A 23,978-nucleotide genomic window follows, 5' to 3' on the forward strand; every position below is an offset into this window, starting at 1 on the left:
GATTTGTGAAATGGTTGAACCAAAATTGGGACGTATTCTCGGCTTATAAAGCCAGTTTAGGCCTTGTTTGGGCTTAAAATTTGTTTAAGTCCCGTTAACTGCAACAACTCTTCTCGCGTCATATCTTTTGTCTCCCCGTAGTCTTCATTTGATTGTGACAGGATTTTTTGGTTGGTGGGGAAAGAATCGCGCATCGTCATCTAAGAAACCGGGTTTTTATGGTTTTCTGGGCTATCACCAACAATTCTCGTAAAAACCCGGTTTCTGGCCACCCGCGACCATCTAAGAAACCGGGTTTTTTTGAGTTTCTGCGCTATCACCAACAATTTCCGTAAAAACCCGGTTTCTGGCCACCCGCGACCATCTAAGAAACCGGGTTTTTTTGAGTTTCTGCGCTGTCACCAACAATTTTCGTAAAAACCCGGTTTCTGGCCACCCGCGACAATCTAAGAAACCGGGTTTTTTCCCATATCTAGGGCTGTCACCAATAATTCTCGCAAAAACCCGGTTTCTGGCCCCCGCGACAATCTAAGAAACCGGGTTTTTTTGGGTTTCTGCGCTGTCACCAACAATTCTCGCAAAAACCCGGTTTCTGGCCACTCGGTTTATGTTAGCGGGAGATGGACGATCTGATCTTGGTATTCATCATCGAATGAACCATCAGCAATTAAAATTAATTCCTCAATATTTTGCCCAATACTTAAATCTGAGTTGAGAATGAAAATCCCTGGAATATGTCTGCCGACCGCCATATTATCTGCCAGATGAACTGGCATTGACTTGCGGTTGTTCGTCACTAAAATAAAACGATTATCTTCACACCAAATCAAAATATCCGGATCGAGCGTACTTTTCGGAGGCGTACCAATGTCGCCCACTGCCCAAACTACTAGATCCGGGCGTTTCCGGCGAAGTTGTGTCGCATAAATTGGCGTAACATTCTCATCCATCAAATATTTAAGCGCCATTTCTCTCAAGCACCCTGAATCGCAGTTTGTCTTTCCCGTTCAGCCTTCAATTTTCGCAATCTTTCCGCAGCCGGATGGGGATTTGCTGCTTGCATTTTTCGCTGCTGATGTGACCATTCCAACCAATCTTGTATATATCGACTTACTGATTCCTTGTTCAGCAAATAATACAAAATAGTTGTGTAAACTTCTGCTAAAGTTAGAGATGGATAGAGTTGCTGAATTTCTTCGGCGGTGCGTTCCCGATACAAATACTCATACAGCACCGTCTCAATCCCGATGCGATGTCCTTTAATGCGAATATCATCCGCTGCTAAGAAATCAAAATACTCATTCAGTCCCATATCTAAAATCCCTCTTTTAGCTATCTACTATTCTACTATTCGGTTTGATGGGAAACTATAATGCGATCGATTTCTGCGCGGTGGCGATCGCTCCAACCATCATATCAAATTTCCCCTAGAATCGGATTTCCCCGCAAATCGAGTTTTTCTAGATTCTCCATGCTGTCGATCGCCCTTGGGATTGCTGTAATCTGATTATCATTCAGGTAAAGCTGTCTCAGATTCGGCATTTGGGCGAGATTCTCAGGAATTTCTGTAATCTGATTGCTGCTGAGGTAAAGCTGTGACAGATTCGAGAGTTGGGCGAGATCCTCTGGAATTGCTGTAATCTGATTGTATCGGAGGTAAAGCTCTGTCAAATGCGACAATTGGGCTAGATCCTCTGGGATTACTGCAATCTGATTTTTACTGAGATTGAGCTGTGTCAAATTCGCTAATTTTCCTAGCGCCCCTGGGATGGCTGCAATCTGATTGTGCGTGAGGTAAAGCTTTGTCAAATTCGACAATTGGGCGAGAGAGTCGGGGATTTCGGTAATCTGATTATTATACAGGTCGAGGTCTGTCAGATTCGACAATTGGGCGAGAGAGTCTGGGATTTCGGTAATCTGATTGTAACTGAGATCGAGCAGTTTCAGCTTTGACAGTTTTCCGAGTGCTTCTGGGATGACAGCAATCCGATTATTATAGAGGTCAAGGTCTGTCAGATTGGATAGTTGGGCGATAAAATCTGGGATAGCTGCAATCTGATTGTAACTTAAGTCAAGCACTGACAGATGAGAGAGTTGGCAGAGAATTTCTGGGATTTCTGTTAAGCCAATACCGCTTAAATCTAAACTTTCAAGCTGCGTACATTTGCCAATCTCCGGTGGCAATTCCTGCAACTCTAATCCCGACAAATCAAGTTTTGTAATTTTTTTATCAGTAGCTAGATTAATTCGTCGTAGTGCTTCATCGCGCGTCATATCCTGAGTCTCCGCGTGTGTTTCCCCGCCATCTTGTTTCTATTCAGGCAGGAATTTGGAAGATCCGGAAAAATTGGCAAATTGAGATGAGCAACCGGGTTTCTATTATAAATAAACGTCCGCAATTGTCATTACGAGGCACGAAGCAATCGCCAAGACTAAGATTGCTTCGTTCGTCGCAATGACATATATCAGTTGTTTACGCAGGGGGCGAGAAACCGGGTTTTTATTAATCTTTGGTTAGGTGACGATAAATACGGAAAGAAACCCGGTTTCTGAGGTCTGTGTTACCAAGAGAACTGAAATGATGGTAGGCTTGGCATAGAAACTTGTTTGTTTATGAATCAAATTAAACGTGTTGCCATAGTGGGAGGAACCCACGGAAACGAACTCACAGGAGTATACCTTGTGAAGAAGTTCGATCGCGCGCCAGAGTTAATTGGGCGATCGACTTTTGAAACAATCGCCCTGCTAGCCAACCCCAAAGCCTGCGAAATTGGGAGACGCTACATCGACATCGACCTCAACCGCTGCTTTCGCCAGCAAGATTTAGAAAATCCCCACCTCTCCAGCTACGAAGCCCAGCGGGCAAAAGAGATATACCACATTTTTAGCTCAAAAAATGCTCAGGAACAAAATTTAATTATCGATTTGCACAGCACCACATCGAACATGGGGCTAACATTTATTCTCGCCAGCCAGCATCCCTTTAACCTGCAACTAGCAGCTTATTTAACCTCTGTGTATCCGCACCTCAAGCTACTCACTTCGCCAAGCAATCATCAAGATAGTCCTTTGTTGCGATCGATTTCTGAGTTAGGCGGTACGCTGGAAGTTGGCGCAGTCGCGCAAGGTGTTTTAGATGCGTCTTGGTTTCAGCAAACCGAGCAAGTTATCGGGACAATATTAGATTGCACAGAAGCCTACAATCTAGGCACAATGCCCGTTGTCAATAATTCCCTGACTATTTATCAAAGCATTCGGGCGATCGACTATCCGAGAAACAACTCTGGAGAAATTCAGGCAATGATTCATCCTCAGCTACAATCGAGAGATTATGAAGCATTGAATCCGGGCGATCCAATGTTTTTGACCTTTGAGGGCGAGTCGGTCTTGTATGAAGGTAAATCAATTGTTTATCCAATTTTTATTAACGAGGCGGCTTACTACGAAAAAGGAATTGCCATGTGTTTTACCCAAAAGGAAATTGTTCTTCATGGTTCGTAGTGAGGACTTTAGTCCTTCTTATTGCGGACTGAAGTCCTCACTACGAACCTTGTTTCTGGTTATTTCTCGGTTAGATTTTGGGATTCAGGTGACAAAAACTTTTCTTCAGGAATAGGACGAGAATCATGAAACTGCTTCCATACTTCCAAACTAAAAATGCAAGCAAGCAGCCATACAAAACCCGCAATATAACCAGCAATAACATCCGTAGGCCAGTGAACTCCGAGATAAAGCCGACTCAAACCAATACCAGCAATTAATACAACTGTCAAGCCGTAAATCAACCAGCGCTGTCTGGGAAAGCGCGCAGCCAAAAAATATCCTAGCAAACCGTAAACAACCATTGAAATCATTGCGTGTCCGCTAGGAAAACTGTAAAATTTTACCTCAACCGCGCGCTCCCAAAGTTGAGGTCGATCGCGCGCAAAGAGTTGTTTTAAAAGCATATTTAAACCAACAGCCCCAGCGCCCGTAATTGCGATCGTTATAGCTTCCGATCGATGTTGGCGCACCCACAACATAATACCCAAACTCACGCTCAGCATGAGCAGCAAATTTGGTTCCCCAAAAAATGTCAAGGCGAGCATGATGCGATCGCGCACCGGATCGTGCAGGCTCCTGAGATATAGTAAAATTGATTTATCAAAAGCGTCTGTTTCCGAGTCCAAAACCTCATGGGCAATGGTGGCAAATGCCCACATCGCCAAACCAGCAACAGCCAGCCCACCAAGCCGAATTATCGAAATTAGCGATCGAATTTTAGAGAGCATTTTTTAAGTAATTAACAATTAAAAACCCAAAACCGGGAATAATACCACAAATCTATGAAACGAAAACACCTTATCGCTCGTCTAGATTCCTGAACAACTATCTTTTGAATGATTAAGTAATCTTCTACCAACTCAGCTTTTACATCCCAGAGACGAATGAACATACTATCAAGAAAACAGATTTCTACAATTTTGTTGACCGTGGGGTTGACAAGTATTTCTAGCTGTGCCAAAGATACCGGAGTAAGTACGCCGATCGCCCAAGCCAACTCGATCGCCCAACGCCTCGTCTCCTCAGCAGTCGCCCAACAGCCCAACAGCCCGAAATTCGGTCAGCCGATCGCCTGTACCCTAGGAAAAGACTGTTTTGTCATGCACTATTTCGATCGCGATCCAAGCCCTGGCGCCGTTGAATTCGGCTGCGGGCGCCAAACCTACGACGGGCACGACGGCATAGATTTTGCCATTCCCGACGCCAAAGCAATGGCTAAAGGAGTCCCCGTTGTCGCCTCCGCTGCGGGCAAAGTTTTGCGAGTGCGAGATGGTGTAGTCGATCGGCGTTTGCAAAACCAGACAGACAAAACCAACGTCGCAGGTACAGAATGCGGCAACGGTATGGTAATCGATCACGGCAACGGCTGGGAAGCCCAATATTGCCACCTCCGCCAAAACAGCCTTGTTGTCAAACCGGGAATGCAGGTACAAAAAGGCACTGTTTTGGGCATGGTGGGCAACTCTGGCTTAGCCTCTTTCCCCCACGTACACATCACTTTTCGCTATCAAGGCAAGCCCGTAGATCCGTTTGTGGGGCCAGACGCGAAGTTAGGCTGCAACATTGCCCGCAATCCAATTTGGGACAAGCCGATCGACTATGTTCCCACCGGTTTAATTCGCGCCGGTTTTGCCCCCAAGCCGCCGGATGAGAATACTGTCTGGGCGGGACAATTTTCGGAAACTCAACTACCTGTAAACAGCCCGGTTTTATTGTTTTGGGTGCAGAGTTACGGAGTCCTCAAGGGCGATCGCGAACAATACAAAATATTTGCACCCGATGGCAAAACTATCGTCAACGACAGCAAGGAAATTCCAGCCCCCAGCCGCACTTGGTTGCGTTATGTCGGCAAAAGAAACAGCACAAATTCTCCTTTGACTCCCGGAGTGTGGCGCGCAGAATATCGGTTGACGCGGGGCGATCGGGTTTTAGCAGAAGTTAAGCGAGAAGTTGAATTGCGTTAGTGGCTAAGCCTTATAAACTTTAATATCCCTTTATTTCTTAGTCCGCGGAGGCGGACATCGTTTGTGTAGATGCGGTTTCAACCGCCGACTTTTATTTAGATTTAGTTCCCGATCGCACTTTTAAAAGAATGTCATACAGTCAATTCATCAACCTAGAAATGATTGAAACCAACTTTGGCATCACCATTGCTGACAAAGTTGGTATTTTTGCCAATTTACCCAAATCCGAGTATAGCGACCTTCTCAGTCAAACCCTGCAAGAAAATATCTCTTTAGCTTTAGCAATTAATACCGAAAAAGCTCGCTCAGAATTAATTGTTACACCTATTTTAGTAGAACTGAGAAAGCAGTTTAAGTATCAAATTAGCTTGTTTTCAGGAAAAGAGTTTAATGTAGATTTAGAAAAAGGATTGACTGGTTTTTGTGATTTTCTAATTAGTCGTTCTCCAGAACAACTTTTAATTAAAGCCCCGGTTGTCGCCTTAGTAGAAGCTAAAAATGATGATATCCAAGCTGGATTGCCACAATGTATGGCAGAAATGATTGCAGCTCAAATTTTTAATGAAAGACGAAACAATAATATTTCCGAAATATATGGAGTGGTCACAACCGGAACAAACTGGAAATTTTTACGACTTAGCAATCAAATTATGGAAGTGGATTTAAATGATTATTTTATTGATAATATCAGTCAAATTATTGGCATATTAAAATACTTAATAAACGCAGCTAACCTGTGAAACTCAAACTATCTTGAAAGTCATCTGCGTTTATCTGCGTTTATCTGCGGTTTCCCCAATCAAAGATTTATGCCATAAGTCTATAATTTTTGCACGATCGCCAATTCTACCGGACAATGTAGCTGTCATCAGCTTATTGTCCCCGGCTCGATCGCACTGGCGAATGCTTCTGATTTTGACAATTTAGGGCAAATTTTCCCAAGCTTGAGCCACAATCTCACTCAGCCAGCGCCTTTGAGTCAAATCGAGCAGATTGTCGTCCGCCAGTACCTCAGCCTTTAACTCATCCAAAGACTGCGATCGCGATCGGGCAATCTGAACCACACCCACGATCGCAGATGCCACCAATTCTTCATTCAGCGGCTGCTGTCGCAAAGCAATCATTTCTTGAGGATTCGTAGGAATGGGATAATTCATGAAATTGCATACCGAAGAAAGTAGATATTCAGCCACTGCGGGGTTTCCAGCCAATTAGCTAAAAATCTGAGAACAATGTAAACTTATTTAAAACTAAATAAGTATTTGGGAGTATAGCCTACTTTGCTCCCTTGTCAACTCCCCCATCTTTATGAATTTATTGAGAATTGAGACATTAAAATGCAAGAAATTCTTTATTTAGAAGTCCCGACACCCGATACAGCAGCCGTCTGCACTTGGTTGCAACAGGAATTCGATCCCGGAATCGGAGAAAAAATTATTACTCCTGACGGTTTTCGCCTGCTTTCCAACGTCACAGCAGCCGAATTGGTCAAATCTGGAGCTCAAAATGCTAATCTAAAACCGACATTCGCCCATAGCAATTCCGAAAACCGCAATTCGCGATCGACAGAACTTTCCACCTTTGTCTGGTCAGTCCAGCGCACAACTTATTTAAAAGTCTTTCGTATCGAAGACGCACCCGCTGGAGAAAGAAAGTTCCTGGAAACTCTGAATCTGGCTGTAAGAAACAAGTTTCCAGAGCTATACCCGGAACCCCCCGTCATAGACCTCTCCAAACAGTCAATTTTTGAAGCTCTTGCCCCCTATTACCCCCTTACCGTCAAATACTTCAAAAAAATGCCCAAAGGCGAATACGACCTCCAGCGCGTCTACTGGTGGGAGCAGCGCTGGCGTGAAGGTACTCGCAATCCTCAAGCGCCAAAGCAAGTAGTGTTTTTGAAGAAGGAAGAAGTCCGAGGGAAGTCGGAAGAAGGAAGAGGGAAGAGGGAAGAAGGCACAGTTTCGGTGTCGGATGTTGGGGATAGTTTTAAGGAAGAAGGAAGAGGGGAGAAGAAAGAAGGCACAGTTTCGGTGTCGGATGTTGGGGATACTGTTTACGACTTGATTTATATTGGCGGGGCGTTGGGGGTAATTCACGCCGCAGTCATGGCGAGATTGGGCTACCGAGTGCTGCTGCTGGAAAGAATGCCTTTCGGGCGGATGAATCGCGAGTGGAATATTTCGCGGGATGAAATTCAAAGCTTAATTGATTTGGGTTTGTTTACGGCTGCGGAAATCGAAACTTTGATTGCGCGAGAATATAAAGATGGCTATAACAAGTTTTTTGATGCTAACAATCCAACCGTTGCTCAAGCCCCAATCCTGCACACGCCGAAGGTGCTGAATATAGCTTTAGATGGCGAAAAATTGCTGTATTTGGCGGGAGTTAAGCTAACAGAAGCTGGTGGGGAAATTTGGGACGAAACTGAATTTGTTAGAGCCGATGTTGAAGCAAAAAAAGTAGTGGTTCAAGCCAGCCACTTGCCGACAAAAGCCGATCGCACAACCTCCGCCCGACTGCTCGTGGATGCCATGGGTTCAGCTTCTCCCATCGCTTGGCAATTGAACGGAGGACGGGCGTTTGACAGCGTTTGCCCCACCGTCGGAGCTGCCATTGACGGAGGATTTGAGCCTGGAGTTTGGGATTCTGACTACGGGGATGTTCTCTACAGTCACGGCGACATCTCCCGGGGGCGCCAGCTCATTTGGGAACTGTTTCCCGCTGCTGGTGGAGAACTGACAGTTTATCTATTTCACTACCACCAAGTACATCCCGAAAATCCCGGTTCTTTGCTAGAACTGTACGAGGACTTTTTCGCTATTCTGCCGGAGTACCGTCGCTGCGATATCGACAAATTGGTGTGGAAAAAGCCGACTTTTGGTTATATTCCGGGGCATTTTAGCAGCAACAGCAGCGATCGCGCCGTGGCAGTCGATCGCCTAATTGCGATCGGCGATGCAGCATCTTTGCAATCTCCCTTAGTATTCACCGGTTTCGGCTCCCTCGTCCGCAATCTTTTCCGCTTAACTGACCTTTTGGATACAGCATTAAAACACGATTTATTAAGTGCCAATCACTTAAACCAAATTCGCGCCTACCAGAGCAACGTGTCAGTAACTTGGCTGTTTTCTAAAGGGATGATGGTTCCCACCGGCCGCAGTTTGCCGCCCCAGAGAATTAATTCAATTCTCAATACCTTCTTCGGCATTTTGGCAGGACAAGAACTCACCGTAGCCGAAACTTTTATCAAAGATAGAGTCGATTGGCTAACTTTCAATCGATTGGCGATTGAAGCAGCCGGAAAAAATCCTTCTCTGCTGCTGTGGATTTTAGATTTTGTCACCTTGGGGGATGTTTGGCGCTGGTTGGGGAGTTACTTGACTTTTACTCTGTTGGCTTTAGCTAGTTGGCTGTTCGGATGGCTACCCAGTTTCGCCCGCAAGGTACAGCCTTGGTTGGAACCCAGATATCCGGGTGTTTGGCTGTGGCTGTTGGCTACCAGCTATGCTCTCACCTACGGCATGGGAAAGGGGAAAAAAGAGTTTTCAGTTGATAGCTGAGTGCGAGCGTTTCGCTGACGTTGAACACGCGAGGATCTCGCTGACGTTGAACACGCGAGCGAGACGCTCGCACTGCACTCGGAATAATATTTTTCCGGTCAAAACCCAAACGACGATCTGTCTTTATGGTAATTGGTAAATTTGAGCAATTACCAATTACCAATTACCAATTACCATAAAGAATTGGTTTAAAGCCGGAACCCTGATCGGGAGAAATTAAAAGAAGACGATTGATTACTCCAATCCTCTTCCTTCTTTTGTCAACTATCAACTGTCAACTGTCAACTGTCAACTGTCAACTGTCAACTTGCGTTTGCTATCGAAAACTCGGCAATTCAATTTCAGCCAGCGATCGACGTTTTTTAGAAGCCCGCAGCGGATTGGAAATCAAGGTCAGCCACTCGGGTTGTCCGGCTGCTGTAGGTTTGACCGCACTCGATCGCACTTCCTGAAGGCCAAAGGTTTCCACTGAATTCAAAATTTGAACCGCCTTAGCCAATTCTTGGCTGCCTAAGGTGGGCGCAGCAGTTTCTGGTTCAGGTTCAGGCTCAGCCGCCGGCAGTTGAGGTTCCGCAACCCCAAGGGGCGAGTCAGTTGCTGGCTCAAACGGCTGGTAGGTTTCCGTCTCCTGCAATTGAATGCCGGATGCTTGGGCTAATTTGTTAAGTTCCATATTTGCGATCGATTCAGGGTCGATCGCATATTCAGCAAGCGCTGCCTCTAGATGCTCTTCGGGATCTGACCAAGCTTGGACAGGGGAAGCGTTGAAGGCTGGCGGTAGCGGACTCTGAGAGCTTCTGACTGCCGCGAGCAAGGATTGTAATTGCTTGTGGGCGCTATCCTCCGCATCGTCAGGTGGCTCAATAATTGGAGATTTCTGTGGCCTTTCCAGACTTTTTTCCAAAGCAGCTTTAAATTGCAGAGTGTGGCGCTGCTGGCGGTGCAAGCGCGATCGCAATTCCCTGCAAACATTTTCGGTAGCTACTAGCTGGTGAAACTGTTCGTTGTAGCGCTGCACAGTAGACGCACATTCTCGCTCCACAATCGCTAACCTGGTTTGGCTGGTTGTCAACTGACTGCTTAAACTTTCCACTAAAATTTCTTGACCTTGCAGAGTTTGATGGGAAACTTCCACTTTCCCAAACAGTCGCGTCAATTGTTCTTGAATGCTTTCTAGTTCAGCAGTCCGCTGTTCTAGTAACGTTTCGCGATTCTCCAATTTGTTGTGGGACTCTTCGAGGGCTGTTTCTAGCTGAGCGATTCGCTGCAAAAGGTCGCGGTTGCATTCGTGCAGCGCTTGCATGAGGGTAACTGGTGTCGATCCTTTGTTCTTAGCCTGTTCGGCATTCCCAAGCAGATTTTTGAGATTGTCTGAAATCACGGGCGATCCCACCTCTGGCGGCTGTGTCTGAGATGGCAAATTGTTCGGGGAGGGTGTTGTGGGAATTGCATCTACGCTGATCGCGTTGGGAAAATCTAGTGTTTGCCAGTCTTCTTCTGGCTGTTGGGGCACCGTTGCGGGAGTATCTGTCGGACGGGGGGCGATCGGCTCAAAACCCCCAGCAGCAGCAAAATTTGACTGCAATCCTTCGTTCTCGGATCGAACAGCAGGGTGGGGTTGGTGCTGACTGGCTCGAAGATCAGCTTCTGACATGGCTTTTTATCCCAATAGTCACAGGGTCTCAGATACAGTCTATCCTTATAGATTATCTAAAAGAAAGCCCCTAGTTATTGGTTATTGGTTATTGGTTATTGGTTATTGGTTATTGGGCAAGCAGGGCAAGCAGGGCAAGCAGGGCATTGGTCACAAGCAAAATTCTCCGATTGGGGACTCCGACATTCGGGCATTCCGAGATTTCCTGCGATCGGCTAAACTTTAACAACTGCAAAATGTTTGTCAACAATTGCTGGAACTTCTGCCGGTTTGATGCGACTGTAGCGAGTTTTGTCCGGCATCACCACTATATTTGGCCCTGCTTTGCACTGTTTGAGACATCCGGTTCCCTGAACAGTCACTTGCTCTTCTAAACCCCGTGCATTCAAAGCATTTTCTAAAGCTTTACAGACTGCTGCGCCGCCCCGCTTCTGGCAGTCAGATTTTTGACACACTAATATTTTGGTTTGAGTTTTTGCCGCAGCTTTGACAGTTTGAGCTGCTGTGGGAGTGGTGACTTCGGTTTTGCCGATCGCGCCAACGGATGTCAGTACCCCAGCAGGTACGCTGGTAGAGTCGAGGTGTTCGGGCGATCGATCGTTGTGGCCCCGAGCCAGAGTGAGGCTGTGAGCTTTCAGTTTTATTTTACCGTTTTTCAAATTGAGTTCTTTCTCACCTGCAACTTGAACTCTCAACCCAGGAGTCAAAACAGGCGCTAAAAATGACCGCAATTCCTTGGAAAGTTTAACAAGGTATTCTACTTTGCGATCGCTGCTAATACGCAAATATTTAAGTTTATAACCATCTTCAATAATCAGGCTGAGGATTTCTCCCTCTAGGCTGAATTCAGAAACTTGCTTGCCAGACTTATACATTGTCATAACTCCTGGGTTGACTGTTCGGTGAAAATTATCAAACTTGACAAGAAAACGTCGCCAGTGAAGGTATTTATGCGTTGAATCGCATCATTATTTTTACTTCTTCCGTCTTCCTTCTTCCGTCTTCCGTCTTCCTTCTTCCTTCTTCCTTCTTCCTTCTTCCTTCTTCCTTCTTCCTTCGGGCTTTATCCGATTTGCCAGCAGCACTCCAGCAACTGAACCAGTTCGCGCCGAGGGGCACTAACTTGCCTCAACACGCTCATTAGCTGAGCAGCTTGTCTGACAGTGTTGACTTTTGCCCGCAAAGGTTGGTCAACCGCACACCAGCAGGGGATTTCGAGTTCTTGCAAGCGTTTGTAAACTTGCCACCTGTCTAGCCAACTAACTTGCACAATCTCACAAACTTCTAACTCTCGATCGGCTGGATTCATCTTGTGACAACAATAATAATTTGCATTAATTTTTACCCGGACTGATAGCGAGCAGAAGTTAAAAGCCAGATTTCAGAAGAGAATCAAGGATTGTCAAAAGCCCTTTCTGAAAAATTTAGCCTTTTGCCTGCTGCTTTCTGCCTTCGGAGGATTCGCCCCACATTCAGGAAGCACTCAGAACGAGCATCTTTTTCCAGCATAACGCAACTGCTAATAATTCTCAATAGGTTTACAAAAAAATTTTCCTACTCTCGAAACTCTATCACTATGAAGCCAGACCCTGCTTGACTGCTAAATTTAGGATGCTAGACTAACTCTATTGGCAACAATCACTGCCTATTGAGAGGAAAACACTAATGGCCCAGATTCAGAGTGCATTGAGACCGTTTGGTCACATAGCTGAAAACCCAATTTTGTTAGAACATTCAGTCACAGCACCGATTTGTGAAGGAATGAACGCCCTGCTGGCGAGTTTTCAGGCTCTATACCTGCAATATCAAAAACATCATTTTGTCGTGGAAGGAGCAGAATTTTACTCCTTGCACAAATTCTTTGAAGAAAGCTACGGAGAAGCTCAAGATAGCGTCCACGAATTGGGCGAACGGTTGAACGGATTGGGCGGCATACCCGTAGCTAGCTTTAGCAAGTTAGCCGAGATGTGCTGTTTCGCTCCGGAAGCCGACGGCGTGTATTCGTGCCGCCAAATGCTGGAACACGATTTGACTGCCGAACAAGCTATAATCGGTTTGTTGCGCCGTCAAGCAGGACAAGCAGAAAGTTTGGGCGATCGAGCTACGCGCTACCTCTACGAAAAAATCCTGCTAAAAACAGAAGAGCGAGCTTACCACATTTCCCACTTCCTCGCCCCCGACACCTTAGTGCAATTGAACTTGAACTAACCCAAAAAAAGGACTGTCCCTAAATCGGAAAAAAGCTTAAAATCCCCTCCCAATTCAAAATTGGGAGGGGATTTCCGATTGAGCAGCTTATCTGTAGGGATACAGCACTGCTCATTCCTGTCAACTGAAGCCTGAAAGCCTTGATAAATCTCGCTGATCCCCGAGTCTCGATCCCCCTAAATCCCCCTTAAGAAGGGGGACTTTGAGAATATTCCTGTCCCCTCATCGCAGCGGAACTTTCAGAATACTCATGTCCCCCCCTTCTTAAGGGGGGCTAGGGGGGATCTCCGGATTATTATACAAAGTGTGATAACTCGCCAGAGATTAAGGCGCCAAAGCACTACCGCGCAACAAGCTACCAATGGTTTTCGCAGTAATCTTCATCTGAATCAAGGGATTAGCCGGTACTACAGTCTTATACAAGTAGCTATCGAATGTGAGTTTCTGCACATCGCGATCGGCACACATTTCCACAAAAGCTTCGCGAGTAGCATCGGAACGGTAGAACACGCGCTGCAAAATGTCAAGCACTTTGTAGGTAATACCGTAAGCCTTATCCCAGCGCTTCAGATACAGCTTAATTTCTTGTTCAGTCGGAATCCGCGCGCCCTTATTGGAAATTTCCACAATAGTTTCAGCGCACATCCGGCCAGACTTAGCCGCAAAATAGATACCTTCGCCCGAAGACTTGGTAACATAACCAGCAGCGTCGCCTACGAGAGCAACTCGGCCGACAACCCGGCGGGGACGCGGATGTTCTGGGATGGGGTGAGCTTCCACTTTAATGATCTCACCGCCCATGAGTTTTTTGGCAGCGCGGGCGCGGACTCCGGCTTGCAGCTTTTTGATATCAGCTTGATTGACTTTCATCGTGCCGGTACCGACGGCTACGTGGTCGTATTTGGGGAACACCCAGGCGTAGAAGTCGGTGGAAACGTCGTCGCCGACGTACATTTCGGCTAGACCTTCGTAGTAAGCCATTTTATCTTCTGGGAGGCGGATGCGCTCTTGGAAGGCGATCGCATAATTGTAGTCACCAGCATCAATCGCCTTAGCTACGCGGGAGTTAGCGCCGTCAGCCCCAATTACCAAATCGACTTTCAGGGTTTTCTGAGTTCCCACAGCGGTGCCGTTGGAGTGGTCGGCGTAGTGGAGAATGTAGGGGTCGGTGTTGTTGCCTGGAATTTCTAAGGTGTGAACAGTACCGTTAATCAGTTTGGCACCTAAGGAAGCGGCCCGATCGCGCAAAAAGCCATCGAGGACTTCGCGGCGGCACATACCGATGTATTCGTGTTCGTTTTCGATGTTGATATCCACCTCTACATTGGAGGGGGAAATCATTTTCATTTTTCTGACTTGGCGATCGATAATACTTTGTGGCAAGTCAAATTCTTCAACCATGCACAGAGGAATTGCCCCACCGCAGGGTTTAGCGTTGTCTAATTTGCGTTCAAATAAATAAGTTTCGATGCCTGCTTTTACCAATGTTTCGGCGGCGCAAGAACCCGCTGGCCCCGATCCAACAACTGCAACCCGTAGTGTCAAAGCTTTTCTCCCAATTTTTTCTATAAGTCTTTACCAGTCAGATGTGATGGTATCACGGAGTTTCTCTGCTGTGGGGTGAGAATGGGAGATTTAAATGAAATGCAACAGAGCTTAACAATTGGATACAAAAATGGGGTTTTTGATGCTGGTTTCTATGGAAAATCTTAAATTTTTTATGGTAGATGAATGCGGATGGACGCTAATGTGCGATCGAATGTTTAGCGGTATTTTTAAGAACAGGCTTTTCGGCTTGTTCCACAAGAGATAAATTAACTGGTTCCCAGGCTGGAGCCTGGGAAGCGAGATCTAGAGGCTCTGCCTCGTCAGTGTGTAAAATGGAGGCTCTGCCTCCGGATCTACGTTACCAGGCTCCAGCCTGGTAACGAGTAGAACGAGTTGACAATGAATTTTCTTGTGGGGTGGGCTTCTAGCCCGCCCGATCGAACTCCATGCAATTACGTTACATTTAAGTTAAGTAAAGCTCCTATATAAAATTTCAAATTGCTATGCTAGGTAATTTTCAACAAAGCCAATTGCGGATTGAGGTTGAAGCTTCGGAGACTGCGATTCGAGACAGTTTGGTGCGTCCGGTGCAGTTGCAGCAGTGGCTGTGGCCTCAGCAGTTTTCTCAGGGTTTGCCCGAATTGCTCGATCGCGAATTGACATTCACAAGTTGGATAGGCCCGGTAGCGGTGCAGCACTATGTGGAAATTGCTGAGTCAAATTGTCTGCGACTGTTGTTGAGTCAGGGAATTGACGGGTTTCACGAGTGGTATTGGGGCGACGGTTGGGTGCAGTCTCGGTTGGAGGGAGTGTCGCTGCTACCGCTGAATTTGGGACAAACCGCTAGTTTGTTGCGGCTGCGGGAGTTTTTGGCGGGGAAGGGAAAGGGGAAGGGGAATTAGGGCTAGGGAAATCGATCGCCCGATCGACTCAGCACAGATGGGATGAATTAAAGCAATTTCTTCGTAAAACTTATTATTGCTATCCCAGTAGTCCAGTATTTTGTAATTACAGGATTCTAAATGTTGGGTTGCGAGGTGATTTATATGAATAGGTTCTAAGATTTTAGCCAGTTCGTCCCAATGATTGGGTAGAGATTCCATTGGGTTGTGTGCGCTCGGGATTCTTTGACTATACCAAAGAGCGATCGCGCTTCAATCATATAAGGGCGATCGCTTTTTCAGCACCTAAGTCAATTCTCAGAAATACCAGAGCAACATAGCCTGTGCCTAGCATTCTCAGGTCATAGATTTAAAAGACTATTGGGGTTTAGCTGCTTCAACTATAGCCTGAACCATCTTAATCGCCTCTTTGATAGGCATTTGACCACTTTCGACAGCCCTCATTAAATTCTGAGCATCTTTAGGGCTAATTAGATTAAGCCTAACTGGTTCTTTCAAGGAAACGATAAATTTTGTCTTGTCACTCTCTCCAACCTTAGATACTCTTTCTTTTGTTTCAACCTCTCTTAGCTGTTCTTGTAACTGTTGGAGCATTTCTGCTTGTTTCCCTTGGTTGAATGTGCCATCAAAGAAGATCCTCTTTGCTCCAACGAGAGCTGCTGCACCTAATGCTGCACCGCCAACAACCAATCCTACTGGGGGTGCAAGCGCTACTAGCCCAAACAATATGGATGTACCGCCGAAAGCCGCAACAGCAGCACCAGCAGCACCAGCACCTACCACACCAATCCCAATATCAGCTAAAATTCCTAGCTTATCATTAGGATTTTTTGCCAATTGCTCGATCGCTTTAAGGATTTGCTCCTTAGTTAGGGTTTTATTTCCTGACATATTAAGCCTCCTGATTGTTTCAAATTTTCTTATTTAAGCAGTGATAACGTTTATAAAAACTGCATTGAAAACATCAATCAGTAGTTGAAAAAACAATTTGGCGAGTTCAATAATGTCTTGTGCTACTCCAACTATCCCATCTACTTGACGGTAGCCTTGATCTAGTCTATGTCCAGCGATCGCACCAACAGTTATACCTAGCACTGCTGCCAATGGCGCTAACACTGGGCCGATAAATGGTACTGAACTTACCAATAGTCCCACAGCAACTCCTACAGCAATGCCCGTAGCTAAATAAGGATGTGCTTTGACAAACTCGATAATTTTGAGCAGAATAATTTTCCCTACAGCCAAAACTTTGTTACCAGATTTTTTCGTGTAGGTAGCCAACTCGTGCAATCTGATGGTGACTTCGTGGGGCAAGCCGATATCATTTAACCAGACATACAAATCGCTACTACTCATTGAATCGGCATCTACTTGCCAGAGAGCCATTTTTAAGTTTGCTTGGGGGAGGGATAATGGTTGTGTAGTCATTTTTTTCCTATGGGAAAGCTATAATAGTGCCTCTTAAAGATGATTGTGACTATAAAAGCTAAGTCTTGTCAAGTCGAAGAAAGTCCAAAGTATTGGGAAGCCAAAAACCATGTCACTCACATAAACCCAAGTAACTTATACTGAAGCTCAGACCAATCTCGATGAACTGTGCGAACAAGTCATAAGCGATCGCGATGCCATCATCACCCGCTCTGACGGCGAAAATGTAGCCTTAATTGCCACTGACGAATTGGCAAGCTTAATAGAGACAGTATATCTGCTGCGATCGCGTGTTGATTACTTATGAAGCATTTGGTCTTATTTCTTATCTAGTAATCAGCTTACCTTGATTTCTTGCTGCCGTAATTACATTGCGGTTAGCAGTAAAAACTTTGATACCAGGAACAGTCACATAATCACCATCATCAGTAATTACTTGAACTACCCCTGCTTTATCCATTGCTTCGAGAATTAGCAGATCGTAGCCATCTAAAAGTTGAGTTTGAAATCTGGTTAAAGATGCGTTAGTTGTAGTTTCATCAATAGTCACATCGGTCGATACAGCAATAGATGTTACCTGACCCCAAGCAGCTAGAACTTCAGCTACTACGTTAGCTCTTTCTGTTGGCTCGTTATGGCGATATTCTTTTGTGTTTAATGTAGCCGAAAAAATTGCTCGTTCTGCCTGTTCAATATTATGTGCTAACTCTGCCAAAGAAAGCCCACAATATAAAAGCAATCCTTGAGCAGAAATAATTTTTGTTAAATAAGCAGGATAATCATTTATTTGATAGCTTTTCGCAGAGGTACTGGCTGGAGTGTAAGTCAGCCAGTACCAGACATTAGTATCTACCAGAAAAATGTCATCTTTTTGAGGTGTGTCAAACTGGATATTAACTACCTCAGCCTTGACTGTATATTGGATTGCCATTATACATTTCCCACCTGTTGGCTGACAATTTCATTGATTGCATTGCGGGTTGCATCATCTGCTGCGTAGTAGCGTTTTGAGTTCTTAATCACCTGTTTGAGTATTTGATTGCCTACAGTATTAAGATGAGAAAATGTCAGCAGACGGTTTAAAGTGTCTGGGGAGATATCCCTAAGTAGCTGTCCAATGGCAAAATTGAAGAACGGAGATGCAAAAATCTCTACACCAGCAAAGTCAAGCTCTACAGCGTGCTCTGCCCGTAGTTCGGGGTATGTCAACTCATACACCTTCATACCGTCATCGGGTGTCATGCAAGTTTTCCCAATCAAAGTGCCAATCTTGTAAGATTTCATATTTCAGAAGTTCCCTCAGAAAAGTGGGGCGTCGCCGTCGGTGTCAGAAGCCAGTACATAAATGGCTTCATCACATTGGAGAGTAATGTTAACCAGTGTCCCTCCGAAAAAGGTTGGGCGATTTTGGTAAGTTTCCTCATCTTTGTTAATCAGGACATACCCATTGTGACTGAAAAACTCCAACTTTCCTCTATTCATCTTTACAAATCTTTTCAGAGAGTCAAGTCCAACACCCCCAGCAACATCACCGCGCCTGGTTGTAGTTCCTGCTTCAAATGCCCATTTTAGGGCTTCGTCTGCTGGTAAATCCGAGAGTTTTCGGAATAGGCGCACATTTTGGGGAATCCCAACACCGAAGTCAATCACAGTGAGTTTTAGTTCCTTTTTTTTAGGGTAGTGCTGTCCACAGCTAAAGACTCCGATTTCTGTTTGCCCATGCTCAAAGGCGTTAGCGTATATCTCCCAAACAGTTCCTACGATGACGTTTTGCAATTTTTGACCAAAAAATTGGGATACAAGCCCTGTCCTTCTAGGACGGCTTTATGTTAGAATTTAATTGGTTGAAATTCCCACCTAAGATTGCAGCGATATATACTCATTCCGAGTTGAAACCGAGACTGATCCAGTAATAGGGAAAGACTGAAGGGCAATGGTTAAAACCCAACCTGGAAGCAAAATAAAAAGTATTGTTATGTTTTCAAACGAAACGATACATATAGTCGGGATAGGGCATTGCCACGACTCTAAATGGGCGCAGAGACAGAGTAAGACTACGACCGTAGCGTCAGTCGATGAAGCGTCAAGAATCACCGCTGCTTCAGCACGGTGAGTATGTCAATTATATCAACCCAGTCTCGTCCTAGCCATTTTTCTGCTAGGTAGTCAACCAAGCCATCTTTATCTTGTTTTTTATCTTCTCGATAAGGGATAGAATTACCCTGCCAAGGTTCTTTATTCTCACAAAAAGTATACATGAATCCGTTTTGTTCAAGATTCATTTTTATGTTCTTATGAATACTATCCCAATTAATGTTTAATTTTATCGAGCGGGATTGAATGAGACGAATCAATCCTCCCAGAAAAGCTACGGCATTTTGTCTGAGAAAAAAACATTTAGAAAAGTCAATAATTACTTCTGAGCAATCCTCATTTAGTTGCTCCAAAAGCTGAAACAGATTGTCAAAATCGTTCAGATTATCATTGATTGTAGGGATGTTAAGAGTCACGCTCATAATTATTCTATGGAAGGCTTGATCCAGAAAGAAATTTAGTAAAATATCAATCAGCCGATGATCGCACTGTCAACCTCTGCGGTTCAATTCCCCCTACCTCGATCGCACAACCAACACCGAACAAGGAGCCTCAGCCACAACCTCAGCACTCACCGAACCCTCCAAAATCCGCTTCAAACCAGTCAAACCCCGACAGCCGATCGCAATTAAGTCCACTTTATAAATATTCGCCAAACGCAAAATCTCCTCGGCCGGTTCCCCCGCCACAATCTCCAACTCACTCTGGCAAGGCAACATTTCCTGATAAGATTGCAACAACTTCTCTACTTCTCGATAAGCAATCTCATTTCCCTGAGCGTGAGGTCGATCGACCACCGCATCAAAATCCAGCGTATCAGAACTCACAACATGAACTAAAATCACCTTCGCCGTAGGTTCTAGTTTAAACTGCCCCACAGCTTGCAAAACCTGTGCTGCAAACTCAGAATTGTCGATCGCCACCAAAAGAGTATCCAATATAATGCACCTTTAAATCTCAGATATTAGACTTTAAACTTCTCATTGATAGTCGCCTACTTTCCACAATTTAGCGCTTCCCACCAACAGCATCATTACTACACAGAAACCCGGTTTCTTAACATAATTGCGTCATTTACGCAAGATAAGCTGTCCTACATTTAAATTGTATGTCAAAAATCACTTAAAAACTCTTGTGGGATGGGCTTCTAGCCCGTCCCGAATATACAATTTAAATGTGCAACAGCTTATTGAAAGAAACCGGGTTTCTTAAGCCCGAAGTGCGTAAATCTCGATCGCCAACCTCAACTCTACCATCTAAAACTCATCACCCTCCCTCATTTTCAGTCCGCAAGCGCACCGAATCAGCGTGAGAAGGCAAACCCTCAGCTTCGGCCAACACATTAATCGCCCTACCCACCTTCTTCAGTGCAGCCGGCGAATATTGAATCAAACTCGAATGCTTCATAAAAGTTTCCACACCCAGCGGCGAAGCATAGCGCGGAGCACCAGAAGTCGGCAAAGTATGATTCGGGCCGGCCAAATAATCGCCCACGGCTTCCGGTGTCGAACAGCCCAGGAAAATCGCCCCAGCGTGCCGAATTTGGTCGAGCAGGGCCCAGGGATCTGCCACCTGCAATTCCAAGTGTTCGGGAGCAAACTCGTTAGACAGTTCCGCCGCCGCCTTCAGGGACTCAACTACTACAACTAAACCGTAATTGGCGATCGCCTTTTCCGTCAAAGTCCGGCGCGGGTGATTTACCAATTGTCTGTCAACTTCAGCCACCACCTTTCTAGCCAACACCGAATCCGCCGTCAGCAAAATCGCCGACGCCATCGAATCGTGTTCAGCTTGAGCCAACATATCCGCAGCCACGTGTACGGGATTCGCCGTAGCATCAGCAATAATCAGCACCTCCGACGGCCCCGCCAGAGAATCGATCCCGACTGTTCCGTAAACCAGTTTTTTCGCCAGCGTGACGTAAATATTCCCCGGCCCGGTGATTAAATCTACCTTGGGAATACTTTCGGTACCGTAGGCCAAAGCTGCGATCGCCTGGGCCCCGCCAACCCGATAAATCTCATCAACTCCCGCCTCCTGAGCCGCTACCAGCACCGCAGGATTCATTTTCTTCTCCTGTCCGGGGGGAGTACACATCACCAGTTTCGGCACCTTGGCGACCTTCGCAGGCACCGCATTCATGATCACCGAGCTGGGATAGGACGCCTGACCGCCAGGGATGTAAATTCCCGCGCGATCGACTGGCGTGTAGCGCTTACCCAAAACAATCTCGTCATCACCAAACTGCACCCAAGATTTGGGCACACGCTGTCGGTGAAACGCCTCTACCTGTTTACAAGCAAGCCGGATCGCATTTAATAATTCTTTCGATATTTGCTGATAAGCAGCATCCAATTCGGCGCCACTCACGCGCAAATCTGTCGCATTTAGGGTGATGCGGTCAAATTCAGCAGTATATTGCAGCACAGCCTGATCGCCTTTGCGTCTTACAGCTTGCAGCACCTCGCGCACGGTGGCTTCTTTGTGAATAACAAGTTCGTCGTGGGTGCGATCGCAGATTCGTCGCAGTTCAGCTTGCGCCTCAACCCACTGAGTAATAATTCGCAGCATGGAGATTAGGAATGCCGTCAATAATTCACTAACATTTGCTTGACAATTGGGGATTTTTGTGGCTATCTCCTGGACAAGTCAGCCACCACCAGCCCACAAGCTTAAACCGCGAGACTCGCGGGAGTTTCTAAGGCTTCAGTGCAGCGTTATAAATCTCTGTCGATGATTTTGCAACACTGAGAGCTTTTCTAGAAATTGCTCGCCAGAGAATCGGGTGCGGAGGGAGAGGGGGAGAGGGGGAGAGGGGAGAGGGGGGAGAGGGGGGAGAGGGGGAGAGGGGGAGAGGGGGAGAGGGAAAAATCTTCTGCCCTTTTCCTTCTGCCCTTTTCCTTCTTCCTTCTGCCCTTTTCCTTCTTCCTTCTTCCTTCTTCCTTCTTCCCTCTTCCTTCGACGAAGCCCAAATAACCCGTACTCTTTGTTATAGCTTAACTTGGATTTTTCAGGGAATGGGATTTTGAGCCGAATCGATGCTATATTAGTTTTTTCGACACCTGATAATTTTTTATAAAAAAACGCCAAGTTATTGTATACTTGAAAATTGCGCGCAATAAACCGTGAATTTAACTCGTGACGGTGGAAACCCCGCAAGACGCCTCGATCGCACCCTTGTCATACCTTTGGGTATCGTCAGAGGTAAAAAAAAAGGCAGTTAAATGAGTCAATTAAAAATTATTGCGCGATCGCCCTTGAAAAAGTAGCCCCAGGCTCAGCTTGAATCCGATCGATCGGCTCATGGCTGACTCAGCTTTAAAAAAATCAAGCTTTTTGTGGCTCCCACCCGAAAAGATTGTCCCTCAAAATCTCCGTGTCTTGAGACTATCTTGAGACTATGATGTATCAATCAATACCTACTTCCACAAACTGAACTATGGCAAATATTAAGTCCGCCGTCAAACGAGTCAAAATCGCCGAGCGCAACCGCTTGTACAACAAGTCGTACAAGTCAGCGGTAAAAACTTTGATGAAAAAGTATTTTGCAGCCGTCGATAAATACGCCGCATCTCCGACACCAGAATTAATGCAAGAAGTCCAGCAGCGGATGTCTGAGGCCTACAGCAAAATAGACAAAGCTGTGAAAAAAGGTGTACTGCACCGCAACAACGGCGCTCGCAAAAAGTCCCGCTTGGCAAGAACCATCAAGCCACACGAAACACAAGTAGCATCCTAAGACAGAAGAAGGAAGAAGGAAGAAGGAAGAAGGAAGAAGGAAGAAGGAAAAAAGCAGCAGGAAGTAAGAAGGAAGAAGAAGAAAAAGTAGCAGGAAGAAGGAAGAGAGAAGATTTTCCCCCTCTCCCCCTCTCCCCCCTCTCCCACTCTCCCCCTCTCCCCCTCTCCCACTCCCCCCCTCTCCCACTCTCCCCCTCGTCTACTCTCTCACTCTCCCATTCCCCCATGCAGCTCATCGATACTCACGTTCATATCAACTTTCAGACTTTCAAGTCGGAGTTAGAAGCCATTCGAGAACGCTGGCGCGAAGCTGGTGTAGTTCGATTGGTTCATTCTTGTGTAGAACCCGAAGAGTTTGCTGGAATTCAAGCAATTGCCAATCAGTTTGCAGAAGTCTCTTTTGCGGTGGGGCTTCATCCCCTAGATGCCGCCAAGTGGAAAGACGAAACTGCAAGCCTGATTAGGGAATTAGCAAGTTCTGACTCTCGGGTAGTGGCGATCGGCGAAACTGGACTAGACTTTTTTAAGGCTGACGATCGCGAACACCAGTTTAAAGTGTTTGAGGCACAGCTTGAAATTGCCCAGGAACTTGACAAACCAGTCATTATTCACTGTCGCGACGCCGCCGCCCCAATGGCTGAAATGCTGCGGAACTTTTGGGAAAGACGCGGCCCAGTACGCGGGGTGATGCACTGCTGGGGAGGCACGCCCGAAGAAACCCAGTGGTTTTTAGACCTGGGTTTCTACATCAGTTTTAGCGGCACAGTCACCTTTAAAAAAGCCTTGCAAATACAAGAATCAGCTTGTATGGTAAATAGCGATCGCATCCTAGTCGAGACAGATTGTCCTTTTCTCGCGCCCGTACCCCAGCGGGGAAAACGCAACGAACCAGCTTACGTCTACTACGTAGCCGAGCAAGTTGCTAAATTGAGAGGAGTTTCTCTCTTGACTTTGTCCCAGCAGACAACCGAAAATGCCTGTCAGCTATTCGGGTTGTCACTTTAGCTACTAGCGCATAGAGAAACGAGGAAAACAGGTGGAGTTCGGGGGAAAAGATAGGAAAAATCCCATCTATATCCTGATACAAAAACCGGATTCATCCTTAATCTCAGATTCTTTGGGAGTTGCCGTAGTGCGATCGGATTTGCGTCCTATAATAATAAAAAGAACCGACCGATCGGGCGATCGCTTGCTTGCGGGCGCCGTCGCAGTCGCCGAACTGCTAGCTTGGGCGAGGGCGCGCTAATCTTCCGGACAGACAAAAACGTCAAGCAATACCTCAAACTTACACTCAATTTTACACATTACAAGCAACTTGGAACCTCAGCAATTTGGCAAT

27 protein-coding genes and 1 pseudogene are annotated in these 23,978 nt (G+C 46.0%); 10 read left to right on the forward strand and 18 right to left on the reverse strand.

The features are described from left to right. Positions 1-605: 605 nt before the first annotated feature. The 3 genes from JGK22_RS06230 to JGK22_RS06240 all read right to left on the reverse strand — a co-directional run bounded on the left by JGK22_RS06230 (position 606) and on the right by JGK22_RS06240 (position 2,274). Positions 606-968: a DUF5615 family PIN-like protein gene (locus JGK22_RS06230; protein WP_293196978.1), complete on the reverse strand. Its 363-nt coding sequence runs from the start codon at positions 966-968 to the stop codon at positions 606-608. 5 nt (positions 969-973) lie between these two features. Beyond that, positions 974-1,312 (reverse strand): DUF433 domain-containing protein, encoded by a 339-nt coding sequence (locus JGK22_RS06235; RefSeq protein ID WP_293178597.1) that lies wholly within the window; start codon positions 1,310-1,312, stop codon positions 974-976. Positions 1,313-1,416: 104 nt separating this feature from the next. Beyond that, on the reverse strand, positions 1,417-2,274 hold the full coding sequence (locus JGK22_RS06240; protein WP_293189401.1) for a leucine-rich repeat protein: 858 nt from the start codon (positions 2,272-2,274) through the stop codon (positions 1,417-1,419). Between the two features lie 339 nt (positions 2,275-2,613). Between JGK22_RS06240 and JGK22_RS06245 the strand changes: the two genes are divergently transcribed. Then, positions 2,614-3,501 carry an aspartoacylase gene (locus JGK22_RS06245; protein ID WP_293204883.1) on the forward strand — a complete coding sequence of 296 codons (888 nt, stop codon included), beginning with the start codon at positions 2,614-2,616 and terminating at the stop codon, positions 3,499-3,501. Between the two features lie 59 nt (positions 3,502-3,560). On the opposite strand, the gene JGK22_RS06250 is transcribed toward JGK22_RS06245, so the two are convergent. Further along, positions 3,561-4,271: a phosphatase PAP2 family protein gene (locus tag JGK22_RS06250; protein WP_293204880.1), complete on the reverse strand. Its 711-nt coding sequence runs from the start codon at positions 4,269-4,271 to the stop codon at positions 3,561-3,563. 156 nt (positions 4,272-4,427) lie between these two features. Between JGK22_RS06250 and JGK22_RS06255 the strand changes: the two genes are divergently transcribed. Next, positions 4,428-5,507: a M23 family metallopeptidase gene (locus tag JGK22_RS06255; RefSeq protein ID WP_293312553.1), complete on the forward strand. Its 1,080-nt coding sequence runs from the start codon at positions 4,428-4,430 to the stop codon at positions 5,505-5,507. A gap of 158 nt (positions 5,508-5,665) precedes the next feature. Further along, positions 5,666-6,247, forward strand: coding sequence for a hypothetical protein (locus JGK22_RS06260; protein WP_325314830.1), 582 nt, complete (start codon positions 5,666-5,668; stop codon positions 6,245-6,247). A gap of 183 nt (positions 6,248-6,430) precedes the next feature. On the opposite strand, the gene JGK22_RS06265 is transcribed toward JGK22_RS06260, so the two are convergent. Beyond that, entirely contained in the window at positions 6,431-6,664 is a 234-nt protein-coding gene (locus tag JGK22_RS06265; protein WP_293153381.1) for a hypothetical protein, read from the reverse strand. 180 nt (positions 6,665-6,844) lie between these two features. Here JGK22_RS06265 and JGK22_RS06270 point away from each other — a divergent pair, with 180 nt between their 5' ends. Next, positions 6,845-9,067 carry a flavin-dependent dehydrogenase gene (locus JGK22_RS06270; RefSeq protein WP_293178582.1) on the forward strand — a complete coding sequence of 741 codons (2,223 nt, stop codon included), beginning with the start codon at positions 6,845-6,847 and terminating at the stop codon, positions 9,065-9,067. 316 nt (positions 9,068-9,383) lie between these two features. On the opposite strand, the gene JGK22_RS06275 is transcribed toward JGK22_RS06270, so the two are convergent. From JGK22_RS06275 to JGK22_RS06285, 3 genes are all read right to left on the reverse strand, one after another. Then, positions 9,384-10,721, reverse strand: a complete 1,338-nt coding sequence (locus tag JGK22_RS06275; RefSeq protein WP_293312555.1) for a hypothetical protein — start codon at positions 10,719-10,721, stop codon at positions 9,384-9,386. A gap of 215 nt (positions 10,722-10,936) precedes the next feature. Next, positions 10,937-11,602, reverse strand: a complete 666-nt coding sequence (locus JGK22_RS06280) for a (2Fe-2S) ferredoxin domain-containing protein (RefSeq protein WP_293232451.1) — start codon at positions 11,600-11,602, stop codon at positions 10,937-10,939. 182 nt (positions 11,603-11,784) lie between these two features. Then, positions 11,785-12,030, reverse strand: coding sequence for an Asr1405/Asl0597 family protein (locus tag JGK22_RS06285; protein WP_293178573.1), 246 nt, complete (start codon positions 12,028-12,030; stop codon positions 11,785-11,787). 356 nt (positions 12,031-12,386) lie between these two features. Between JGK22_RS06285 and JGK22_RS06290 the strand changes: the two genes are divergently transcribed. Continuing rightward, entirely contained in the window at positions 12,387-12,929 is a 543-nt protein-coding gene (locus JGK22_RS06290) for a Dps family protein (RefSeq protein WP_293178570.1), read from the forward strand. Between the two features lie 324 nt (positions 12,930-13,253). Here the strand turns inward: JGK22_RS06290 and chlP are convergent, their stop codons facing one another. Further along, a complete protein-coding gene (gene chlP / locus JGK22_RS06295; RefSeq protein ID WP_293178567.1) occupies positions 13,254-14,474 on the reverse strand; it encodes a geranylgeranyl reductase in 1,221 nt (406 codons plus the stop codon). A 506-nt stretch (positions 14,475-14,980) separates the two neighbouring features. Here chlP and JGK22_RS06300 point away from each other — a divergent pair. Continuing rightward, positions 14,981-15,379 (forward strand): hypothetical protein, encoded by a 399-nt coding sequence (locus JGK22_RS06300; RefSeq protein WP_293204869.1) that lies wholly within the window; start codon positions 14,981-14,983, stop codon positions 15,377-15,379. 357 nt (positions 15,380-15,736) lie between these two features. On the opposite strand, the gene JGK22_RS06305 is transcribed toward JGK22_RS06300, so the two are convergent. After that, entirely contained in the window at positions 15,737-16,270 is a 534-nt protein-coding gene (locus tag JGK22_RS06305) for a hypothetical protein (RefSeq protein WP_293204867.1), read from the reverse strand. Positions 16,271-16,303: 33 nt separating this feature from the next. Further along, complete coding sequence (locus JGK22_RS06310; RefSeq protein WP_293204865.1) at positions 16,304-16,807, reverse strand: hypothetical protein; 504 nt, start codon at positions 16,805-16,807, stop codon at positions 16,304-16,306. A gap of 139 nt (positions 16,808-16,946) precedes the next feature. Here JGK22_RS06310 and JGK22_RS06315 point away from each other — a divergent pair. Then, positions 16,947-17,114, forward strand: a pseudogene (locus JGK22_RS06315) (type II toxin-antitoxin system Phd/YefM family antitoxin); the annotation flags it as partial. 18 nt (positions 17,115-17,132) lie between these two features. On the opposite strand, the gene JGK22_RS06320 reads toward JGK22_RS06315, so the two are convergent. The 7 genes from JGK22_RS06320 to JGK22_RS06350 all read right to left on the reverse strand — a co-directional run bounded on the left by JGK22_RS06320 (position 17,133) and on the right by JGK22_RS06350 (position 21,873). Beyond that, complete coding sequence (locus JGK22_RS06320) at positions 17,133-17,738, reverse strand: hypothetical protein (RefSeq protein WP_293189389.1); 606 nt, start codon at positions 17,736-17,738, stop codon at positions 17,133-17,135. After that, positions 17,738-18,091 (reverse strand): STAS-like domain-containing protein, encoded by a 354-nt coding sequence (locus JGK22_RS06325; RefSeq protein WP_293189387.1) that lies wholly within the window; start codon positions 18,089-18,091, stop codon positions 17,738-17,740. Before JGK22_RS06325 ends, JGK22_RS06320 begins: the two co-directional genes overlap by 1 nt. A gap of 15 nt (positions 18,092-18,106) precedes the next feature. Then, positions 18,107-18,583 (reverse strand): ATP-binding protein, encoded by a 477-nt coding sequence (locus JGK22_RS06330; RefSeq protein ID WP_293196971.1) that lies wholly within the window; start codon positions 18,581-18,583, stop codon positions 18,107-18,109. A gap of 314 nt (positions 18,584-18,897) precedes the next feature. After that, positions 18,898-19,323: a hypothetical protein gene (locus JGK22_RS06335; RefSeq protein ID WP_293196970.1), complete on the reverse strand. Its 426-nt coding sequence runs from the start codon at positions 19,321-19,323 to the stop codon at positions 18,898-18,900. Between the two features lie 93 nt (positions 19,324-19,416). Further along, complete coding sequence (locus tag JGK22_RS06340; RefSeq protein ID WP_293197003.1) at positions 19,417-19,842, reverse strand: universal stress protein; 426 nt, start codon at positions 19,840-19,842, stop codon at positions 19,417-19,419. Between the two features lie 325 nt (positions 19,843-20,167). Further along, positions 20,168-21,472, reverse strand: a complete 1,305-nt coding sequence (gene hisD, locus JGK22_RS06345; RefSeq protein WP_293178546.1) for a histidinol dehydrogenase — start codon at positions 21,470-21,472, stop codon at positions 20,168-20,170. A gap of 188 nt (positions 21,473-21,660) precedes the next feature. Then, positions 21,661-21,873 (reverse strand): hypothetical protein, encoded by a 213-nt coding sequence (locus JGK22_RS06350; RefSeq protein WP_293178543.1) that lies wholly within the window; start codon positions 21,871-21,873, stop codon positions 21,661-21,663. Between the two features lie 467 nt (positions 21,874-22,340). Here JGK22_RS06350 and rpsT point away from each other — a divergent pair, with 467 nt between their 5' ends. The 3 genes from rpsT (at position 22,341) to JGK22_RS06365 (ending at position 23,885) form a co-directional block, all read left to right on the forward strand. After that, on the forward strand, positions 22,341-22,640 hold the full coding sequence (gene rpsT / locus JGK22_RS06355) for a 30S ribosomal protein S20 (RefSeq protein ID WP_293178540.1): 300 nt from the start codon (positions 22,341-22,343) through the stop codon (positions 22,638-22,640). Positions 22,641-22,864: 224 nt separating this feature from the next. Next, positions 22,865-23,644: a TatD family hydrolase gene (locus tag JGK22_RS06360; RefSeq protein WP_293178537.1), complete on the forward strand. Its 780-nt coding sequence runs from the start codon at positions 22,865-22,867 to the stop codon at positions 23,642-23,644. A 31-nt stretch (positions 23,645-23,675) separates the two neighbouring features. Continuing rightward, complete coding sequence (locus JGK22_RS06365; RefSeq protein ID WP_293178534.1) at positions 23,676-23,885, forward strand: hypothetical protein; 210 nt, start codon at positions 23,676-23,678, stop codon at positions 23,883-23,885. Positions 23,886-23,978 lie beyond the last annotated feature (93 nt).

Source organism: Microcoleus sp. PH2017_08_TRC_O_A, assembly GCF_020738665.1.
In the GTDB taxonomy this organism is placed as follows: domain Bacteria; phylum Cyanobacteriota; class Cyanobacteriia; order Cyanobacteriales; family Microcoleaceae; genus Microcoleus.

Excerpts from the sequence above, each read along its gene's own strand:
- JGK22_RS06270 (WP_293178582.1), top strand. The coding sequence starts at position 6,845 with ATGCAAGAAATTCTTTATTTAGAAGTCCCGACACCCGATACAGCAGCC.
- JGK22_RS06320 (WP_293189389.1), bottom strand. The coding sequence starts at position 17,738 with ATGGCAATCCAATATACAGTCAAGGCTGAGGTAGTTAATATCCAGTTT.
- JGK22_RS06325 (WP_293189387.1), bottom strand. The coding sequence starts at position 18,091 with ATGAAATCTTACAAGATTGGCACTTTGATTGGGAAAACTTGCATGACA.
- JGK22_RS06285 (WP_293178573.1), bottom strand. The coding sequence starts at position 12,030 with ATGAATCCAGCCGATCGAGAGTTAGAAGTTTGTGAGATTGTGCAAGTT.
- JGK22_RS06230 (WP_293196978.1), bottom strand. The coding sequence starts at position 968 with ATGGCGCTTAAATATTTGATGGATGAGAATGTTACGCCAATTTATGCG.
- JGK22_RS06235 (WP_293178597.1), bottom strand. The coding sequence starts at position 1,312 with ATGGGACTGAATGAGTATTTTGATTTCTTAGCAGCGGATGATATTCGC.
- JGK22_RS06335 (WP_293196970.1), bottom strand. The coding sequence starts at position 19,323 with ATGAGCGTGACTCTTAACATCCCTACAATCAATGATAATCTGAACGAT.
- JGK22_RS06290 (WP_293178570.1), top strand. The coding sequence starts at position 12,387 with ATGGCCCAGATTCAGAGTGCATTGAGACCGTTTGGTCACATAGCTGAA.
- JGK22_RS06255 (WP_293312553.1), top strand. The coding sequence starts at position 4,428 with ATGAACATACTATCAAGAAAACAGATTTCTACAATTTTGTTGACCGTG.
- JGK22_RS06360 (WP_293178537.1), top strand. The coding sequence starts at position 22,865 with ATGCAGCTCATCGATACTCACGTTCATATCAACTTTCAGACTTTCAAG.
- rpsT (WP_293178540.1), top strand. The coding sequence starts at position 22,341 with ATGGCAAATATTAAGTCCGCCGTCAAACGAGTCAAAATCGCCGAGCGC.
- JGK22_RS06240 (WP_293189401.1), bottom strand. The coding sequence starts at position 2,274 with ATGACGCGCGATGAAGCACTACGACGAATTAATCTAGCTACTGATAAA.
- JGK22_RS06250 (WP_293204880.1), bottom strand. The coding sequence starts at position 4,271 with ATGCTCTCTAAAATTCGATCGCTAATTTCGATAATTCGGCTTGGTGGG.
- JGK22_RS06245 (WP_293204883.1), top strand. The coding sequence starts at position 2,614 with ATGAATCAAATTAAACGTGTTGCCATAGTGGGAGGAACCCACGGAAAC.
- JGK22_RS06260 (WP_325314830.1), top strand. The coding sequence starts at position 5,666 with ATGATTGAAACCAACTTTGGCATCACCATTGCTGACAAAGTTGGTATT.
- JGK22_RS06275 (WP_293312555.1), bottom strand. The coding sequence starts at position 10,721 with ATGTCAGAAGCTGATCTTCGAGCCAGTCAGCACCAACCCCACCCTGCT.
- JGK22_RS06300 (WP_293204869.1), top strand. The coding sequence starts at position 14,981 with ATGCTAGGTAATTTTCAACAAAGCCAATTGCGGATTGAGGTTGAAGCT.
- JGK22_RS06310 (WP_293204865.1), bottom strand. The coding sequence starts at position 16,807 with ATGACTACACAACCATTATCCCTCCCCCAAGCAAACTTAAAAATGGCT.
- JGK22_RS06280 (WP_293232451.1), bottom strand. The coding sequence starts at position 11,602 with ATGACAATGTATAAGTCTGGCAAGCAAGTTTCTGAATTCAGCCTAGAG.
- JGK22_RS06265 (WP_293153381.1), bottom strand. The coding sequence starts at position 6,664 with ATGAATTATCCCATTCCTACGAATCCTCAAGAAATGATTGCTTTGCGA.
- JGK22_RS06305 (WP_293204867.1), bottom strand. The coding sequence starts at position 16,270 with ATGTCAGGAAATAAAACCCTAACTAAGGAGCAAATCCTTAAAGCGATC.
- hisD (WP_293178546.1), bottom strand. The coding sequence starts at position 21,472 with ATGCTGCGAATTATTACTCAGTGGGTTGAGGCGCAAGCTGAACTGCGA.